Origin of the sequence: Vibrio sp. 10N.286.49.B3 (assembly GCF_002873395.1) — a bacterium.
GTDB lineage: Bacteria > Pseudomonadota > Gammaproteobacteria > Enterobacterales > Vibrionaceae > Vibrio.
This window is the reverse complement of the sequence record NZ_MCUV01000004.1, coordinates 110378-129527: the sequence shown is the minus strand read 5'-3', so window position 1 is coordinate 129527 and position 19150 is coordinate 110378. Positions and strand designations below refer to the sequence as shown.

At 46.5% G+C, this 19150-nt stretch carries 19 protein-coding genes; 14 read left to right on the top strand and 5 right to left on the bottom strand.

The features are described from left to right. Positions 1-2 precede the first annotated feature (2 nt). The 9 genes from gspF (at position 3) to BCU68_RS03795 (ending at position 7150) form a co-directional block, all read left to right on the top strand. Positions 3-1241, top strand: coding sequence for a type II secretion system inner membrane protein GspF (gene gspF, locus BCU68_RS03835; protein WP_102563480.1), 1239 nt, complete (start codon positions 3-5; stop codon positions 1239-1241). Between the two features lie 48 nt (positions 1242-1289). Next, entirely contained in the window at positions 1290-1733 is a 444-nt protein-coding gene (gene gspG / locus BCU68_RS03830; protein ID WP_102563479.1) for a type II secretion system major pseudopilin GspG, read from the top strand. Between the two features lie 135 nt (positions 1734-1868). Continuing rightward, positions 1869-2483: a GspH/FimT family pseudopilin gene (locus BCU68_RS03825; protein WP_241901266.1), complete on the top strand. Its 615-nt coding sequence runs from the start codon at positions 1869-1871 to the stop codon at positions 2481-2483. After that, complete coding sequence (gspI, locus tag BCU68_RS03820) at positions 2473-2838, top strand: type II secretion system minor pseudopilin GspI (RefSeq protein ID WP_102563477.1); 366 nt, start codon at positions 2473-2475, stop codon at positions 2836-2838. Before BCU68_RS03825 ends, gspI begins: the two co-directional genes overlap by 11 nt. Next, complete coding sequence (gspJ, locus tag BCU68_RS03815; protein ID WP_102563476.1) at positions 2825-3502, top strand: type II secretion system minor pseudopilin GspJ; 678 nt, start codon at positions 2825-2827, stop codon at positions 3500-3502. The genes gspI and gspJ overlap by 14 nt, the downstream gene beginning before the upstream one ends. Continuing rightward, positions 3492-4556 carry a type II secretion system minor pseudopilin GspK gene (gspK, locus tag BCU68_RS03810; RefSeq protein WP_102563475.1) on the top strand — a complete coding sequence of 355 codons (1065 nt, stop codon included), beginning with the start codon at positions 3492-3494 and terminating at the stop codon, positions 4554-4556. Before gspJ ends, gspK begins: the two co-directional genes overlap by 11 nt. After that, positions 4525-5871 (top strand): type II secretion system protein GspL, encoded by a 1347-nt coding sequence (gene gspL / locus BCU68_RS03805; RefSeq protein ID WP_102563474.1) that lies wholly within the window; start codon positions 4525-4527, stop codon positions 5869-5871. The genes gspK and gspL overlap by 32 nt, the downstream gene beginning before the upstream one ends. A gap of 9 nt (positions 5872-5880) precedes the next feature. Beyond that, positions 5881-6375, top strand: coding sequence for a type II secretion system protein M (locus BCU68_RS03800; RefSeq protein WP_102563473.1), 495 nt, complete (start codon positions 5881-5883; stop codon positions 6373-6375). A gap of 1 nt (position 6376) precedes the next feature. Beyond that, on the top strand, positions 6377-7150 hold the full coding sequence (locus tag BCU68_RS03795; protein ID WP_102563472.1) for a type II secretion system protein N: 774 nt from the start codon (positions 6377-6379) through the stop codon (positions 7148-7150). Between the two features lie 268 nt (positions 7151-7418). Here the strand turns inward: BCU68_RS03795 and cysQ are convergent, their stop codons facing one another. The 4 genes from cysQ to BCU68_RS03775 all read right to left on the bottom strand — a co-directional run bounded on the left by cysQ (position 7419) and on the right by BCU68_RS03775 (position 10390). After that, entirely contained in the window at positions 7419-8258 is an 840-nt protein-coding gene (cysQ, locus tag BCU68_RS03790; protein WP_102563471.1) for a 3'(2'),5'-bisphosphate nucleotidase CysQ, read from the bottom strand. Positions 8259-8273: 15 nt separating this feature from the next. Beyond that, on the bottom strand, positions 8274-8828 hold the full coding sequence (gene nudE / locus BCU68_RS03785) for an ADP compounds hydrolase NudE (protein WP_102563470.1): 555 nt from the start codon (positions 8826-8828) through the stop codon (positions 8274-8276). Positions 8829-8983: 155 nt separating this feature from the next. Further along, positions 8984-9568: a Fe-S biogenesis protein NfuA gene (gene nfuA / locus BCU68_RS03780; RefSeq protein WP_102563469.1), complete on the bottom strand. Its 585-nt coding sequence runs from the start codon at positions 9566-9568 to the stop codon at positions 8984-8986. A gap of 117 nt (positions 9569-9685) precedes the next feature. Further along, a complete protein-coding gene (locus tag BCU68_RS03775) occupies positions 9686-10390 on the bottom strand; it encodes a ComF family protein (protein ID WP_102563468.1) in 705 nt (234 codons plus the stop codon). Between the two features lie 86 nt (positions 10391-10476). Between BCU68_RS03775 and bioH the strand changes: the two genes are divergently transcribed. Together bioH and BCU68_RS03765 are read left to right on the top strand one after the other, a co-directional pair. Next, the gene (gene bioH / locus BCU68_RS03770) at positions 10477-11325 is read left to right on the top strand and encodes a pimeloyl-ACP methyl ester esterase BioH (RefSeq protein ID WP_102563467.1); all 849 of its coding nucleotides are present in this window, start codon (positions 10477-10479) and stop codon (positions 11323-11325) included. A gap of 150 nt (positions 11326-11475) precedes the next feature. Next, positions 11476-11946, top strand: a complete 471-nt coding sequence (locus BCU68_RS03765; protein ID WP_102563466.1) for an ATP-dependent Lon protease — start codon at positions 11476-11478, stop codon at positions 11944-11946. 225 nt (positions 11947-12171) lie between these two features. On the opposite strand, the gene BCU68_RS03760 is transcribed toward BCU68_RS03765, so the two are convergent. Then, the gene (locus BCU68_RS03760; RefSeq protein ID WP_102563465.1) at positions 12172-14565 is read right to left on the bottom strand and encodes a Tex family protein; all 2394 of its coding nucleotides are present in this window, start codon (positions 14563-14565) and stop codon (positions 12172-12174) included. A 311-nt stretch (positions 14566-14876) separates the two neighbouring features. On the opposite strand from BCU68_RS03760, the gene BCU68_RS03755 reads away from it, so the two are divergent. The 3 genes from BCU68_RS03755 (at position 14877) to envZ (ending at position 19140) form a co-directional block, all read left to right on the top strand. Continuing rightward, positions 14877-16826 carry a RimK/LysX family protein gene (locus BCU68_RS03755; protein WP_102563464.1) on the top strand — a complete coding sequence of 650 codons (1950 nt, stop codon included), beginning with the start codon at positions 14877-14879 and terminating at the stop codon, positions 16824-16826. 178 nt (positions 16827-17004) lie between these two features. Beyond that, on the top strand, positions 17005-17724 hold the full coding sequence (ompR, locus tag BCU68_RS03750; protein ID WP_102563463.1) for a two-component system response regulator OmpR: 720 nt from the start codon (positions 17005-17007) through the stop codon (positions 17722-17724). 87 nt (positions 17725-17811) lie between these two features. Then, positions 17812-19140, top strand: coding sequence for a two-component system sensor histidine kinase EnvZ (gene envZ, locus BCU68_RS03745; RefSeq protein ID WP_102563462.1), 1329 nt, complete (start codon positions 17812-17814; stop codon positions 19138-19140). Positions 19141-19150 lie beyond the last annotated feature (10 nt).

The following is a 19150-nucleotide window of genomic DNA, read 5'->3' as shown; positions in this document are numbered from 1 at the left end:
CTATGGCGGCATTTGAATACAAAGCATTAGATGCAAAAGGCAAACAGAAGAAAGGCAATATCGATGGTGATAATGCTCGTCAGGTGCGCCAGCGTTTAAAAGAGCAAGGGTTAATTCCCGTTGAGGTGACAGAAACCAAAGCCAAATCTGCGGCAAGCAAACCCGGTTCAGGTCAACCTGCCGCGGTCAACTTCAAGCGTGGTATTAGTACCCCAGACTTAGCTTTGATCACCCGTCAACTCTCAACACTTGTTCAATCAGGTATGCCATTAGAAGAGTGTTTAAAAGCCGTTTCTGAGCAATCTGAAAAGCCACGTATTCGCACTATGCTTGCTGCGGTTCGTTCAAAAGTGACGGAAGGTTATAGCTTGGCTGATAGCTTGGCAGACTACCCACACATCTTTGATGAACTGTTTCGTTCTATGGTGGCAGCGGGCGAGAAGTCTGGTCACTTAGATGCGATCTTAGAGCGTTTAGCGGACTATGCAGAGAACCGTCAAAAGATGCGTTCGAAGCTAATGCAGGCGCTTATTTACCCAGTGGTATTGGTGGTCTTTGCGGTGGCAATCGTCTCGTTTCTGTTGGCAGCGGTGGTACCAAAAATCATCGAGCCTATTATTCAGATGGGACAAACGCTACCAGAATCGACTCAGTTCCTATTGGCAGCCAGTGAATTTATTCAAGAGTGGGGCGTGGTATTAGTGGTGACGTTTACCGTCCTATTTTACCTCAGCCGCGTGGCACTCAGTAAGCCAAAAATTCGCATGAGTTGGGATAAAAAAATCATTAGCATGCCGCTGATTGGCAAGATAGCGAAAGGGTTAAACACTGCCCGTTTTGCACGCACATTATCGATTTGTACTTCCAGTGCGATTCCGATTCTCGATGGCATGAAAGTGGCAGTCGATGTTATGTCGAATCAATACGTGAAAGCGCAGGTGTTACTGGCGGCTGATAACGTACGTGAAGGGGCAAGTTTGCGTCGCTCATTAGATCAAACCAAGCTCTTCCCACCGATGATGCTGCACATGATTGCCAGTGGTGAGCAGAGTGGTCAATTAGAGCACATGCTAACTCGAGCGGCAGACACGCAAGATCAAAACTTTGAATCGAGTGTCAATATTGCGTTAGGAGTCTTCACTCCAGCCCTGATCGCCTTGATGGCGGGTTTAGTTCTGTTTATCGTGATGGCAACATTGATGCCGATGTTAGAAATGAATAACTTAATGAGTGGTAAGTAATAGGCGAGCCCTACTATTTACGATATCACACAACCTTTGGAGAAAACGATGAAACGTAACATGAAAAAACAATCGGGCTTTACACTGTTAGAAGTAATGGTTGTAGTGGTAATTCTAGGTATTTTAGCCAGTTTTGTTGTACCAAACCTATTAGGTAACAAAGAAAAAGCGGACCAACAAAAAGCTATCACTGATATCGTAGCATTAGAAAATGCGCTGGATATGTACAAGCTAGACAACAGTGTTTACCCAACCACCGATCAAGGTCTAGATGCACTAGTGACTAAGCCTGGTAACCCAGAGCCACGCAACTACCGTGACGGTGGCTACATTCGTCGTCTACCTAATGATCCATGGGGCAACGAGTACCAGTACCTAAGCCCAGGCGACAACGGTGACATCGATATCTTCACGCTAGGCGCAGATGGCCAAGAAGGCGGTGAAGGTGCAGCACAAGATATTGGTAACTGGAACATCCAAGACTTCCAATAAGATCTATCAAGAAAATCACCGATCAGCAATATGGATGTGGTTGAGCAGACAGCAATGGGCACGGACGCGCATTGCTAAGCGAACAGGGAAGGCGTCAGTCGTTTGCATCATCACTTCCATATTGCTCATAAATTAATGAGTCACATGAAAAAACACCAAGGCTTCACCCTAATCGAAATTCTACTGGTTTTAGTGCTGTTATCCATAACGGCGGTGGCGGTTATCGGTTCGATCCCAACCAATAGTAAAGATGAAGCGAAGCATTACGGCCAGAGCTTATATCAGCGTTTGCGTCTATTAAACGAAGAAGCGCTGCTCAGTGGTAAAGATTTTGGTATTCGTGTCGACGACAGAAAAGACAGCTACACCCTATTGATACTCACCGCCGACGGTTGGGTTGAATCAAACGTGGGTAAAATTCCACAAACAACAGAATTAGACGGCTCAGGCGTGGCACTGGATTTAACCTTAGGTGGCGGCGCATGGGCTGACGATGGGCGCTTATTTGAGTCGGGCAGTCTGTTTGATGATGACCGTTTCGCTGATGAAGATCGCTTTGCCGATAGCGATGAAAAGCCACAAGCCAAACCGCCACAACTGTTTATTTTTTCCAGCGGTGAAATGACGCCTTTCACCTTATCCTTTTACCCACAACAAGAAGATGCCGAGCAAGATGGTTGGCGAGTGGTGGTGAAAGATACCGGCGTTATCCGTTTATTAGAGCCGGGAGAGCAAGACGATGAGAACTAAATCCTATCGCACTCGCGGGTTTACATTATTAGAAGTGCTGGTGGCGTTGGCGATTTTTGCCACGGCTGCCGTGAGTATTATCCGTTCGGTGAGCCAGCACATTACTACGCTCAACTATTTAGAAGAGAAGACCTTTGCCGCCTTAGTGGTCGATAACCAAATGGCGAAGGTCATGCTAAGTAAAGAGAAGCTAAAAGCACAAAAAGGCGAAGAAGAGATGGTAGGCAGAACCTGGTATTGGCAAGTCATTCCGGTGAGCACCAGTGACAATATCCTTAAAGCCTTTGATGTCAGTGTTGCCGCCAATAAAGACAGCAGCCCACTTATCACGGTGAGAAGTTATGTCGCCAACTAACCGCCGTCATTTTAAACGATCCGCTGTGCGTAAAGTGGCAGGTTTCACCCTGATTGAAGTCTTGGTCGCCATTGCTATTTTTGCCGCAATGAGCGTGGCAGCCTATCAAGTGGTTAACCAAGTTCAGCGCAGTAACGTTGCATCTCAAGAGCGTAGCCATCGCCTAAGTGAACTGCAACGCGCTTTAGTGTATCTCGATAGTGATTTTCGTCAGATGGCACTGCGTCAATTTCGCACCAATGGTGAAGCGCCAGCCGGTCAACTGATCTATTGGCAAGATTACCTATTGGAATCGGATACCAAAGGCGTGCTCTTTACCCGTTTAGGTTGGCACAACCCACAGCAACAATTCCCTCGTGGAGAAGTGACCAAGGTTGGCTATCGCATTCAAGATGAAACCTTACAACGTGTGTGGTGGCGCTACCCAGATACCCCCGTTGGGCAAGAGGGCATTGTGACTCCCCTGCTTAGCCAAGTGACCGATTTTAATCTTGAGTTTTATGATGGCAGTAACTGGTTAAAAGAGTGGGAACAAACGCTGACATTGCCCCAAGCGGTTTCAGTGAATATTGAATTAGAAGATTATGGTTTGATCAAGCGTATCTACCTCACTTCAGGCGGTAAGCTAAATGGCAGCATAGCAGGAGAGAACGATGACAACTAAATCGCACGCTCCTCGTCATACCTTTGGCAAAGGAAAAATCCGAGCGAAAGGTCGTCAACAAGGTGTGGCACTGATCATCATCTTAATGCTACTGGCGGTAATGGCGACCATCGCAGCCAGCATGTCAGAGCGACTGTTTTTGCAGTTTCAACGCGCCACGCATCAGGTTAATTATCAACAAGCTTACTGGTACAGCGTTGGAGTTGAAGCGTTAGCTAAAGTCGGGATTGAAGAGAGTTACCGTGATAGCGATACGATTAACTTAAACCAAGCGTGGGCATTAGAAGAGCAAGTTTATCCGCTTGATTATGGCTTAGCCTCTGGTCGAATTATCGATAGGCAGGCGTGTTTTAATCTTAATGTCCTTGCGCAAGTTGAACCGGGTGATATACAAACCGAGCGTCCTTTTTTGGTTGCTGTGTTGGTTAATCTGCTTAATGAGCTAGAAATAGAGCCGTATAAAACCGAAGTGATTGCGGATTCAACTTGGGAATTTGTCCATAGCAGCCAAGCGGTTCGTTCCGTTTCTGGTGTTGGCGATAGTACCTATGAAGGCATGTCCCCGGCTTACATGACTGCCAGCGGATTTATAGCGGATAGCAGTGAGTTACGTGCGATCAGTGAAGTCGATGCCGTGGTGATGGAAAAGGTTTCGCCGATGGTGTGTGCTTTACCAAGTGATGACTGGCGCTTAAACGTCAATACATTACAGCCAGAGCAAGCGCCGTTATTGGTGGCATTATTTAGCCCAAACCTTAGTGAGTCCGATGCCCAGCAGGTGATCACCGATCGTCCTTATGATGGCTGGGACAGTATTGATGACTTTATGTCGGAAAGTGCATTAGCCAACATTAGCACCGAAGTGAGCGGTAAGGCGAAAGCGTATTTAGGCGTTGATAGCCAATATTTTGAATTAGATGCACAAGTATTAGTGGACGAATCTCGAGTGAGGATCCGAAGCCTTTTTTATAGTGATAATCGAGAGTCTGTGACGGTAGTACGCCGTCGTTTTGGAGGGATCAGTGAGCGAGTTTCTGACCGTTCGGCTGAGTAGCGAACAACAAGCAAAAATACAATGGTTGGTGTGGTCTACAAGCCAACAAGAAGTGATAGCAAGTGGCGAAATTGACCGTTGGCAACAGCTGGGTGAATTGACGTCTTATGCACAACAAAGAACCACTATCGCCCTCGTTTCAGCCAGTGATGTGCTGTTAACGAGTGTTGATATTCCACCGGGCGGGGCGCGCCAATTTGACAACATGTTACCTTATCTTATTGAAGATGAAGTCGCCCAAGATGTGGAAGAACTGCACTTTAGCGTGTTGCGTAAAGCAGCAGGCAAAGCAGATATTTGTGCGATTGACCGTCAATGGTTACAGCACATTATTAGCCAGTTTAAGCAGGTCAATATCGATATTAAAAAGGTATTGCCAGATGTGCTTGCTCTACCTTTACCGCAAGAGAATCAAGTCTCGGCAGTGGAGTGTGATGGTCAATGGCTATTACGTAAAGGGGCGCATCAAGGGGCGTCAGTGGATGCAGCATGGCTTGATATTTTCTGTCAATCCGATTGGCTAGCACCGGTTAAAAAAGTGCAGAAGGCAGAGGATGAGCAAGCGGATACCGCATCATCGTCGGCTGATACGTCGAGCGATGATAAAGAGACCGCTCATAGCCTGTCATCTGATAAACCAGCATTGGCTAATCATCAGCAAGCTTGGCAGGTGAACTGTTACTCGAATTACCCACAAGCGTGCGAGTTAACATCGAGCCAGATCACGTGGAAAAAGCAGCCGCCAGAAATGGCGATGATCTTGCTTTCTCAACAAGCGCACATTAACCCAATTAACCTTTTAACCGGTGAGTTCAAAGCCAAGTCATCGTTTTTAAAGCATTGGAAAGTTTGGCAAAAAGTGGCAGTGGCTGGCGTGATGCTGGTGGCTGCGATCATGGTTAAGCAAGTCATGGTGGTCAATCAATACGAAACACAAGCCAGCGCTTATCGTGATGAGAGTGAACGTATTTTTAGGCAGGTTTTCCCTAATAAAAAACGTATTCCAACCGTGAGTTACCTTAAGCGTCAAATGAACGATGAAGCGAATGCCTTATCGGGCGGTGGTGACGAACAAGCGCTACTAACTTGGCTAACCCTATTACCGCCAACCTTGGGTGAAGTGAAGGGCATGGAGCTATTGAGCTTTAAGTACGATGGCAACCGTGATGAAGTTCGTCTGCAAGCAAAGAGCCCAGAGTTCCAACACTTTGAGCAAGCTCGAGTTAAGTTCTCAGAGCACTTTATTGTAGAGCAAGGTCAATTGAACAGAAACGATGATGCTGTGTTAGGCAGTTTCACACTAAAGCGTAAGTAGGGTAAGACAATGAAAGCATTATTGGTGAACTTGCAAACGTGGTGGAGCAGCATTTCTCAGCGAGAGCAGCGTTTAGTGATGGGTGGCGGTATCTTGTTGCTGATTGGTAGTGTGTATTGGGGGGTATTACAACCGCTTCAACAGCGTGCCGATTTAGCGCAGCAGCGTATTCAAAGCGAGAAGCAGTTGGTGAATTGGGTGACCAATAAAGCCGATGATATCGTTGCGCTGCGCCAAGCAGGTGGTGTGCAAGGTTCGATTCAGCCAATGAACCAAGTGATTGATTCTTCGAGTCGTCGTTTTAACATTGAGCTGATCCGAGTCCAGCCACGCGGTGAGATGCTGCAAGTGTGGATTAAGCCAACGTCGTTTGATCAACTGATTAATTGGCTGGCGTATTTGAAAGAGACTCAGCGTGTTGATGTTGAGTTTTTAGATGTTGATAAAGGCAAAGCGCCGGGTGTGGTTGAAGTGAACCGTCTGCAGTTTAAGCGAGGAAGCTAACGTGAAAAAAGGCATTTTATACGGCGTTATTTTTACGCTATTTTTCTCGGCAAGTTTTCTACTGCATACGCCGGCGGCATTTGTTCTTCAACATACCCCTCAGGTTCGTGGTTTATCGATTGAAGGTGTGCAAGGCACGATTTGGCAAGGCAGTGCGCAGCAAGTGGGTTGGCAGCAACCGCGTATGCAAGCGTTAAACTTTGGTCAGGTGCATTGGGACTTTCAGTGGAAGAAACTATTAAGTGGTAAAGCTGAAGTGGCGGTGCGTTTTGGTCGTGGTAGCAGCATGGATGTGCGTGGTAAGGGTTTGGTCGGCTATTCGCTGGCTGGTCCTTATGCGGAAAATGTCATGGCATCATTACCAGCGCAGGAAGTGATGGCGTTTGTTCCGCTGCCGTTACCGCTTAATGTTGAAGGTAAGTTGGATTTAACGATTAACGCTTTGCACTACGCTCAACCTTGGTGTGAAACCGCTCAAGGCAGCCTAGCTTGGACGCAATCGGCAGTGGGTACGCCACTAGGGGATCTGGAATTTGGTCCAGTGATTGCCGATTTAGCCTGCCAAGATAGCCGTTTAACAGCCGTTGGTCAGCAAGAGAGCCCACAGGTGAGCAGTGCATTTGATGCGGCGTTATCACCGGACATGCGCTACACCAGCACGGCATGGTTTAAGCCAGGTGCTGAATTTCCAAGTCAATTGGGTTCGCAGTTGAAGTGGTTAGGCGAGCCGGATAATGAAGGCAAGTATTCGTTTACTCAGCAGGGTCGTTTGTAGTTGAGAGCTGGGAAGAGCGAGTTAGAAAGTTTTGAGTTAAGAGCAGAGAAAAGCTAGAAAGTAATCTTGCGATAAAATGGGTGCGATGGAGCAAATATCAATGGGCATGGATGCCCATTGTTAAGCGCACAGGGATGTCTTGAGCGGTTTGCGGAGTCGCATCCATTTTTATGCACGACATAATCTTTACTCAAGTCGCTTATTTTACTCAAGCGACTCAAGAGATACTGTTTAGCTCTTCATTGTATAGCAACGTAGAGTCAGCCGTTTAAGCCGTTTCTTTTTGCTTTAAAATCTCATGCCATGGCAGTTCTTTATCGCCAATAACAATAAAGTTAGGGTTCTCTAGCGTCTCGCGCTGATTATAAGAGAGCGGGTTAAGCTGCAGGTTTGCAATGCGTCCACCGGCTTCTTCAATAATGCACTGGGTCGCAGCAGTATCCCACTCACCCGTTGGTCCTAGACGTAGATAGCAATCAGCAGCACCTTCTGCCACTAAACACGCCTTCAATGCCGCAGAGCCAAGCGGCACTAAATCATAATCCCACTCTGCGCTCATACGATTAGTGACATCATTAATATTTTGACGACGACTGATCGCAATGTTGATCGCTTGACGTGCGCCTTGCTGATCGTGTTGATGAGCATGAATACGTACGCTGTCGTTTAGCTCCGGAATCTTCCACGCGCCTTTGCCTTGATAAGCATAATAAGTGACACCAGAAACCGGCGCATACACCACCCCCATTACCGGTTGATTATGTTCAACGAGGGCAATGATAGTGGCAAAGTCACCGCTGCGTGCGATAAATTCTTGTGTGCCATCTAAAGGATCAACCAGCCAATAGCGGTCCCATTGACCTCGCTCAGCTAAATCAATCTCTGCATCTTCTTCGGATAAAATTGGGATCTCTGGTGTGAGGTCGGCAAGTTTTTCCATGATCAATTTATGCGCGGCTAAATCGGCACTGGTGACAGGGGTTGAGTCACTTTTGGTAAAGGACTGGTAGTTTTTCTTCTCGTAGATGTCGAGCGTCAATTGCCCAGCAGTGCGAGCAATCTCAATCACCGCGGGAATAAGGTGGGATAAATCTTTACTGGTTGCCATAAAAAACGGTCCTTGTTATTCCGATACCTTTAAATAGCGTAGCGTTAAAAGAAGCGCAGTGATACAGCGAGCCTCACAAAAGTCTAGGTGAGTGAGCAGATCTTCTGCTTGAGCGAGTGGCCAGCGGACAACTTGCAGTGGCTCAGGTTCATCGCCTTCCAATTGCTCAGGGTAGAGACCTTGGGCAACAAATAGCGTCATCTTGCTAGAAAAATAGGACGGAGCAAGCACCACTTCTTTTAACGGTGTCAGTTGCTGTGCGCCAAAACCAATCTCTTCTTTTAATTCACGGTTAGCGGCATCAATTGCGCTTTCACCTATATCAATTAGCCCTTTAGGAAAGCCCAGTTCATAGCGGTCGGTTCCCGCAGCGTACTCACGAACCAACAGTAGATCGCCTTGTGGGGTAATCGGCACCATCATCACGGCATTACGATTACTCGGTTTCATACGTTCATAAGTGCGTTCAACGCCATTAGAAAAACGTAAATCAAGCGATTCAATAGCAAAGAGTTTTGATTGGGCGATAACAGCACAGGTCAAAATTTCAGGCTTATTTTGTTTGCTCATCAGAGACTGAACCCTATTTTAGATGCAAAAGAACAGGTGATAAAACCATCGCACTTATTGGATAATATGCCCCAATTAATGCGATGGTATAGCTAGCTTAGCTAAGATCTATTAATAGAATATGACGTTATCTATCATAGTGCCTAGTTCGTTGCTTAGTAGTAAGAGTGTTCGCCACGGTCATGTTCAGTTGCATCGCGAACCGCAGTAAGTTCACCTTCAAACTGTTGTAGAAGCTCTTTTTCGATGCCTTCTTTAAGTGTTACGTCAACCATAGAACAACCGTTACAACCACCACCAAAGGCAACAATCGCTGCGCCTTCTTCTGTGATTTCAACTAGGCTAACGTGACCGCCGTGACCCGCTAGTTGTGGGTTAACTTGAGTTTGGATAGCGTACTCAACACGTTCAACAAGAGAAGCATCATCTGCCACTTTACGCATTTTTGCATTAGGGGCTTTTAGCGTGAGTTGAGAACCCATTTTATCGGTAACAAAATCGATTTCAGCTTCATCAAGAAACGGTAGGCTTAGTTCATCGACATACGCCGAGAAGAACTCAAAACTTAGTTCAGTATCCGTCGCCTCAACTGCTTCCGGTGGGCAGTAAGATACGCCACATTCTGCATTTTGAGTCCCTGGGTTTACCACGAATACGCGGATATTAGTCCCTTCAGGTTGTTGACCTAGAAGGTTTGCGAAGTGAGTTTGAGCATTTTCTGTAATAGTAATATTTGACACAACGAATACCTGAGTAGTTTTGTAGGTTATTAATCCATTCTACTCCTGTGTGTATTGGAATCCAGCCTTTTTCAAGCAAAATCCAATCCTTATAAAGCTAAATAATAAGCAAATCATCTAACTCGAAGGCTCAGGAGTACGACATACACAGTAAATATCGATTCTTTTGACGCCTACTTCAAGTAGTAATTTACATAAATGTCGTACCGTTGTGCCCGTTGTGACCACATCATCAACAATTGCGACATGTTTTACCTTGGGTTTGTGGCGTAAGGTGAAGACATTATTGAGGTTATTGATGCGCTGCTGCTGGCTTAATCCCTGTTGTGAGCGCGTGGCAACCGTGCGACGAAAGAGGCTAGGTTGATGGGTGGTATTAAGCTGTTTAGCAAGGTGAGCGGCGAGCAATTCACTTTGATTAAAGCCTCGTTTGAGATAGCGCTGCCAATGCATAGGGACGCCAGTGAGGATCGGAGCGGGTTGGTTGATATAAGGGCTGAGCAGTAACGCTAAATTCTGCGCATACCAAAACTGACGTTCGTATTTGAGCTGGTGGACATAGTTGGCAACTGGAAATTGATAATCACCAATGCACACTAAACGTTGCCAAGGTGGAGGGTCATCGAGGCATTGTTGACACTGCTCAACACGATAGGAACTTTTCGCTCCGCAGCGCTGGCAACGTGGTGTGGGCTGAAAATAGCCATAGCAGTGCGCGCACCATAAGTCGGTGAGCCAAGGTTGCTCTATGGGTAAACGACACAGATGGCACAGTGACAGGTGCGGGCTAGGCATGGTTTTTTTAAGCCAATCGGATAACATGGAATCCTCAAGTGATGTGTCGATAGCACAAGCCTAGCGAAGATCGGCAAGCAAAAAGAATGGAATAGGTAGGAGATAGTGAGATCATGAGCACAATATTAACCGCGCAGCAGGCAAGCCCACTCAAGCCACAACCGACGCGCTCATCAAGCCGAGACTTATACTGGCAAGTCACAGGGCATGGACCAAACCTGGTGTTACTGCATGGCTGGGGAATGAATGGCGCAGTTTGGCAGCAAACGGTCGCCAGTTTAGCGAAACATTATTGTGTGCATGTGGTCGATTTACCTGGTTATGGACACAGCGCGCAGGCTCATGATGAAACGCTGCACTCAGAATCAGACAGTGAGCAGGTACTATTGACCTTGGCAGATCAGGTGTTAGAGCACGCACCCGAGCAGGCGATTTGGGTCGGTTGGTCACTGGGAGGTTTGGTGGCAACGCACATCGCCCTGCATCATCCGCAGCGAGTGAGCCAATTAGTCACAGTTGCCAGTTCGCCCTGTTTTGCAGCGCAGAAAGGCTGGCGCGGTATCCAACCTCAAGTATTGAGCGCTTTTACAGAGCAATTAATGGATAATTTTCAACTCACGGTCGAGCGTTTTATGGCACTGCAAGCGATGGGTAGCCCGTCGGCTCGCCAAGATGTGAAGCAGTTAAAAGAGGCGGTGTTATCGCGTCCACTGCCGAATCAAAACGCGCTATTACAAGGTTTAGGTCTATTAGCGAATATTGATTTAAGAGCGCAGTTGAACCAATTATCCATGCCGTTATTGCGCTGTTATGGGCGTTTAGATGGGCTTGTTCCAGTTAAGGTGGCAACGACGTTATCGCAATGGCATGAGAGCAGTGATACGCATATTTTCCATGACTCATCGCATGCACCGTTTATGACACAAGCGGATGATTTTTGTCAGCTTCTATGTAACTTATAGCGATTGGATAAATGCATTTTCTCGTACGATTATTGTGAATAGTGTCATGATCAAATCACATACATTGAGTACTATTTAGTCTAAGATGGACAATTGGCTTTATCGTGTTGCCGCTTTGCATACAGTGAGCACTTAGGAGGGAGTAAGCGAATGATCGTATCACCATCAGCAGTGAATATCCCTTTGATCGCCACGTCTGTGAATGTGCCGACCGAACAAGTGGCGCGTGATAATAAGGTGCGTGAACCTGTCGCTGCGCCCACATCGCTTGATCGCACCAATGCCGAGCGTCAGATTAATGAAGATGATAAGCGTCGTAAGCAATCGGCGTGGGACCCTTCAGAGCATCCTGATTATGAGCATGAAGAGGCGGAAGAAGAGCAAGTTTGGTATGACGATGACTCGCTTGATGGTATGGAGCGTCTATTTCGCTTGTTGTCGTTAGACAGTTATAGTCAATCACAGGGTAAAGGCTACATTGTGCGTTTTCGTTTGCCACAACATATCCTTGATGCAGCGCTGAAAGAGGGACAAATGGTGCAACGCCGTCATGTGATCAAGTACCACTATGATGAAGCCGTCGCCCCAAATATCCCATCAGGAGTGCTCGCCGTTTTATAGCTTCAAGCCATGATAGAAAAAGATTACGCCGCACACATTTTGCTGATCTATTCATTGGCAATATGGATGCGATGGAGCAGACATCAATGGGCATGGATGCCCATTGCTAAGCGAACAGGGATGTCTAGAGCGGTCTGCGTAATCACCTCCATATTGATAACACTTACCCCGCTCTAATCTCTTTCTTTTAACTTTCCACTTTTCTCTTTCCGCTCTTAACTTTCTTTACTTCTTCGCTTTCGCAAAGGCATCAGCAAATGCACCGCCCATCGCACCGCCAAATCCACCACCTTGCTGTGATTGATTGCGAGAACCTGTGTTGCTGCGGTTCGTACTGCGACTGTTATTGCTGTTTTGGTTACGATTATTAGCATTCGAGCTAGGACGAGCATTCGCATTGCCACGCGACTCTGAACCACCACGTTGACTGCGATTGTCTTGACCCGGTTCATCGTTCAAACGCATAGTGAGCGCAATACGTTTACGTTGCACTTCCACTTCCATCACCTTAACTTTCACAATATCACCGGCTTTAACCACTTCACGCGGATCAGAAACAAAGCGATCGGTAAGCGCAGAAATATGCACCAAACCATCTTGGTGAACACCGATATCGACAAAAGCACCAAAGTTAGCAACGTTAGAAACCACGCCTTCGAGCACCATGCCCACTTCCAGATCCGACATGGTATTCACGCCTTCAGCAAAGGTCGCGGTTTTAAACTCAGGACGAGGATCGCGACCCGGCTTATCAAGCTCTTTAATGATGTCGGTAATGGTTGGAATACCAAAGTGCTCATCGGTGTAATCCACGGCACGTAACTTGGCTAAAAACGCACTGTTACCAATTAAGTCTTTTAGTTTAGTGCCATTTTTCTCAGCGATGGTTTTTACTAGAGGATAGGCTTCTGGGTGAACCGACGAGGCATCTAACGGGTTCTTACCATCCATGATACGTAGGAATCCAGCACACTGTTCAAAGGCTTTTGGACCTAAACGTGCCACTTTCTTCAGTGCGGTACGTGCTTCAAAACGACCATTCTCATCACGGTAATCAACAATGTTTTTTGCCATGGTGGTACTTAACCCTGCCACGCGATTAAGCAGAGCAGCAGAAGCCGTATTCACATCAACACCCACAGCGTTTACACAATCTTCAACAATTGCATCGAGACGTTTTGCCAGCAGTGTTTGGCTAACATCGTGCTGGTATTGACCCACACCGATCGACTTAGGATCAATCTTCACTAGCTCTGCCAATGGATCTTGCAAACGACGAGCAATCGACACCGCACCACGCAGTGATACGTCCATATCTGGGAATTCATTCGCCGCTAATTCCGATGCAGAGTAAACCGACGCGCCCGCTTCACTCACAATGATTTTTTGCACTTTCAGGTTGCTGCGCTTAATCATATCGGCGACAAAACTATCGGTTTCACGTGAAGCTGTACCGTTACCAATAGCAATTAAATCAACGTTATATTTACGTACTAACTGCTCAACCACATGCATCGACTTATCGTACTGCTTTTGCGGTGGGTGTGGGTAAATGGTATCTGTTGTCAGTACTTTACCGGTTGGATCGACGATGGCAATTTTAGAACCGGTACGTAAACCTGGATCTAAACCTAACGTAGCACGAGGACCTGCCGGTGCTGCCATTAATAGATCTTTTAGGTTAGTGGCAAACACTTCAATCGCTTCAATCTCAGCACGCTCTTTCATGCTGCCCATCAGTTCGGTTTCCATGTGCATCGACACTTTAATGCGCCATGCCCAACTGATCACTTGCTTGCGCCATGTATCAGCCGGTGCATCGCTTAGCGTAATGCCGTAATGGTCAGCGATAATGGTTTCACAGTAAGAACTACGAATGGTCTCATCTTGGCTTGGATCGGCATTCATCGATAGCTGCAAGAAGCCTTCATTACGACCACGAAGCATCGCTAATGCACGGTGTGAAGGTGCTTTGCTGATGGGCTCTTGGTGGGCAAAGTAATCTTTAAACTTCTCACCCGCTTGCTCTTTACCTGCGACCACTTTTGCCGAGAGCTCAGCTTGGCGTGTCAGGTGATGACGAACCTTATTCAGCAAGTCTGCATCTTCAGCAATACGTTCCATGATGATAACGCGTGCGCCATCGAGAGCGGCTTTATTGTCTGCCACGCCTTTATCTGCGCTGATGTACTTCGCCGCTTCTGTTTCAGGGTTAGTTTGCGGACGATGCCACAGTTGGTCAGCTAATGGCTCAAGACCTGCTTCAATGGCGATTTGACCCTTAGTGCGACGCTTGGGTTTATAAGGCAGGTAGAGATCTTCTAAACGCGTTTTGCTATCGGCACTGATGATCGCTTTTTCAAGATCTGCGGTTAACTTACCTTGGTCTTGAATCGACTTTAAAATGGTTTGGCGGCGGTCATCGAGTTCACGTAAATAGGACAGGCGACTATCGAGCGTACGTAACTCAGTATCATCCAGCCCTCCAGTCACTTCTTTACGGTAACGGGCAATAAAAGGAACCGTATTACCATCATCAATGAGGGTAACTGCGGCAGTGATTTGCTCAGGGCGAACATTCAGTTCTTGAGCGATCTGGAGGCAGATAGCTTGGCTCATCCGTGCTTCTCTTATGTTGTTAGCGCTCTGGAAGGTGATCGCATGATCAGAATCGCGCAGAGGACTAATAATGAATGGTGGTATTTTTGCACTGTTATAACATCAGCAGAAAAAATTACCGTTAAGCTACTTGATAGATGGGGATGAAGATGAGAGATTTCTAGTGCTAATAGTTCGACTCATGGACATCAAGCGGCACAGTAAACAAACGCAGCAGGGAAAGCTATCTTCAGCTATTATAGAAATAAATGACGTTTGTCTGATAAATCATATAATTAAAATATAGTCATCAAACAGAAGGTGGGGTAGGAATGAACAAAGGCTTTTCTTTGCTGGGGTTAACGCTGTCAGCACTTCTTGGTTTAACGGCGCAAGCAACCGCACAATCTACTATATACTCGACGCAAAATTCAGCATACCCAACGCAAAATTCAGCATACTCGACGCAAAATCCAGCTTACGAACTCGAAGATAAAGTGGTGCTGGGTCGGCTAGAAAATGTCTATCTTGGTCAAATCAAAGCGCTCAACAACCTGCCATTTATGGGTAAAATTGATACCGGCGCCGACACCACTTCAATGCATGCGAACAACATTTATGTCAGCAGTGATAACCCGAAATATCAAAATTTAACGGGCGTGCCTTTGATGGCGAAGATCATCGATGAACATGGTGGACCGGCATCAAACTGGTGGCATCATGAATTTGATAATGAAGACCGTCAATTTAAATTAAAAGTGAACTTTACCCTTACGCATCCTTATAGCGGTAAAGTGATCCCAGTCGAGTTGCCATTAAACCGCATCAGTGTGGTACGCAGTCGCACCAGTGAAGTGCCGCTGTACCGACCGGTGATCAACATCCCGATGACCATTGCTGGCACGACAGTGAATACCGATGTGAGCCTTACCGATCGCAGCAATTTTTCCGCGCCTATTTTGATTGGTAAAACCTTCTTAAAAGACAATGCATGGGTAATGGCAGGTTACGATTATCTGCAAGAGCAAAAAGAAGCGTTGGTGATTGGTCGTCATGATAGCTTTCATATCGACGGGCTTCAGTTTGATACCAGCTTTTCATTTACCAACAAGCATTCGATTTTGCATGCGACCAATATTAAGCAAGAGGGCAATAAAGTCGCTTTCACCACTCGAGACGCTGAAGGCAAAACCAAGCGTATGAGCCTGCCGTTAGCGGGGGTGATTAACTTTGGTAACGTGGAACGCTTACAAGTTTATGTGCCGGTGCAATTTCATGATGAGCCAGTGCGTCAAATGCTGGTGTACTTAAAAGACCGTTCCGATCGCACGACTCAACTGCGTCTAGGGCTGAATAATCTTAATCGCTATTTCATGGTCAGCACCAATGATAAGTATGGTATGAGTGATAAGGTGGTGCGTTATAGCCAGCTTGATAAGCGTGATAGCCTGGTTATTTCACCGCAAGAAACACTGAACATTGAAGGGGTGAATATTCCTGCGGTTGCGTCATTTACCGTGCAAACCTCAGTACTTAAAGTGCGTGATTTTGCCATTTCGAAGGGGCACGGCACTCAAGCTAAGCAAGTGACCTACTACCTAGATAACGACAAAGGCGAAGAGCAGAGGTTCGTTAAGCCGCTGGTGAAAAACATTCGTGTCGGCGAGGAAGTTAGACCGATAGTGACGCTTAATTTCGCGTTGCCCGATGGTGTGGTGAGCTACGATGTGGCGCTGAGTTTATTAAATGATGATGAAACGCAAAGTGAACTGCTTATCGGTAAACTGGCAGCAGAAAATGGGGTGTTTATTAATACGCGTACCACGGATTTGCTAAAAGAGTACCCAATCACCAAAGCGGGTTACATTGAGACGGCAAGCGTTGAAGGGCTCGATTTCCCCGTTAAGCTCGATACTGGCGCTGATGTTTCGTCAATGAACGCACTGAATATTAAGCACTTCACACGCGATAATAAGCCGATGGTGAGTTTTGATTATCAGAATGATTCTGGGCTAAAACAGCACTTTGAAAGAGAAGTGGTTGATACCATGACCATTCGTGCAAAGGCAGGTGAACAGGCGAACCATCGTCCTGTGGTGATGATGCGCGTTAAGCTCGGTGATATTGAAGATACCATTCGAGTCAACTTACAAGACCGCTCGCGTTTTCACTACAGCATGATTTTAGGTAAGAACTTTTTACGTGAAGGCTTAGTGGTGAGCAGTGATGAGCAGTATCGTTTAACAACGCCATTAGAAGGTGAGTTAGAGCAAGTTCAATAGCCGATTTACCAGATAAAAAGCACATAAGCCAATCAGTCAGTGGCAGAGTTGAGACCAAAGCAACAAACGCTAACAATTCTTTAGGTGCTTTTGAGCTAAACAGTGTTACATTTTATCCACCATATGTTTTATTTATAAGCATACGGTGGATGAATAATACATAGGTGGAATAATAATAATGCAAGAAAACCATAAAATTTTAGTTGTCGATGATGATGCGCGCCTACGTGCATTATTAGAGCGTTACTTAGCGGAACAGGGCTTCCAAGTACGCAGCGTCGCTAACAGTGAGCAAATGGACCGCCTGTTAACTCGCGAAACCTTCCACCTGATGGTGTTAGATTTAATGTTGCCGGGTGAAGATGGCTTATCAATTTGTCGTCGTCTACGCAGCAACAACAACATGCTACCGATTTTGATGTTGACCGCCAAGGGTGATGAAGTTGATCGCATTGTCGGCTTAGAAGTTGGCGCTGATGATTACCTACCAAAACCATTTAACCCACGTGAACTGCTGGCTCGAATTAAAGCGGTATTACGTCGTCAAGTGACAGAAGCACCGGGCGCACCAAGCTCTGAAGAATCTGTGGTTGAATTTGGTGAATTTAGCCTAAATCTAGGCACGCGTGAGATGTTCCGCAATGAAGAGCCGATGCCACTTACATCAGGCGAGTTTGCAGTACTGAAATCATTAGTGAGCAACCCACGTGAGCCAATGTCGCGTGATAAGTTGATGAATATGGCGCGTGGTCGTGAATACTCAGCGATGGAGCGTTCTATCGATGTTCAGATCTCTCGTCTGCGTCGCATGTTAGAAGAAGATCCAAGTAAGCCTCGTTATATCCAAACGGTATGGGGCTTAGGTTACGTTTTTGTTCCAGATGGTCGCGACGTATAAAAACCTCATTCACTGATGGTGTTAGCATAGGTTCTGGGTGGCACTTCGCCTAGAACCTGATATTTTCCTTTTGCCTGTGAGACCGTTATGCGTACTCGTAGTTCCTTCTCTCAATCCCTCATTGTTTTCCTTACTCTCCTTATTGCCAGTCAGGCGTTCTCTTATTATGCGGTGTTCAATTACGCGCTGTTGCCCGGTTTGCAGCAGTTTAATCGTATATTGGCGCATGAGTTACGCTTTGCACTAAAAAATGAACCTGAAAAAATTAATCAGGTGGTGGATGAATTACCGCAAATGTATCGCGAGTCGCCCAATCGTTATCGAGTTTTAGAAGAGCTTGGTGTGACGATTCATCACTCGCAAAGTTTGCTGGCAGAAGAGTTTAATCAAGGTATGTCGATCGCCTTGATGAGTGAGGAGATGAGTGAAGAACTGGGTTTAGAGACCGAGGTGCGACTGGTTTCTGGCAAAGAGAGTTATATCCTGTGGCTGAATGTAAAAAGTTTACCCAATAAGCTGATCCGTATTCCGCTCACTGAATTACAGCAAGACGATTTTGCGCCGCTATTTTATAACAGTCTATTGATGGCGTTGCTGATTTTAGCGGGTGGTTGGCTATTCATTCGTTTGCAAAACCGTCCATTGATGCGTCTGGAAACCGCAGCAAAAAAAGTGGGGCGTGGTGAGATCCCTAAGATCCTCAAAGAGCGTGGTCCAACGGAGATTCGTTCGGTGACGCGTGCCTTTAATCAGATGTCGAAGGGGATTCAAGAGCTAGAAAATGATCGTGCTTTGCTGATGGCGGGGATCAGTCATGATTTGCGTACGCCATTAACACGCATTCGTTTGGCGACCGAGATGATGTCACCGCAAGACAGTTATTTAGCGGAAGGGATCATCAGCGATACCGAAGAGTGTAATGAGATCATCAGCCAGTTTATGGACTACCTAAAGCCGGTGGATGTGAATCTCTTTGAAGCGGTTAACATCAATGATATTACGCGTGATATTGCGGTCTCTGAAGGTGGTTATGAGATCAAGATTGAGACAGAGATAGCTAAAGGCGTGAATTTAGCGCTGGGTAATCCTATTGCGATTAAGCGTTCGATCACCAATCTTGTAGTGAATGCCGTTCGTTATGGCGATGGCTGGATCAAGGTGACGACGTCGATGACCGCAGATCGTAAGTTGGTGTCGGTGACGGTGGAAGATAATGGTCCGGGCATTGAGCCAAGCCAGGTGTCTAAGTTGTTTGAACCTTTCACTCGGGGTGATACTGCGCGAGGAAGTGAGGGAACAGGGCTTGGTCTGGCGATAGTGAAACGTATTATGAATCAGCATCGCGGTTCAGTGGCAGTGAGCAACCGTAGTGAGGGTGGGTTGAAGGTTCAGTTGAGTTTTCCTACCCGGCACTAGGGCTGATTCG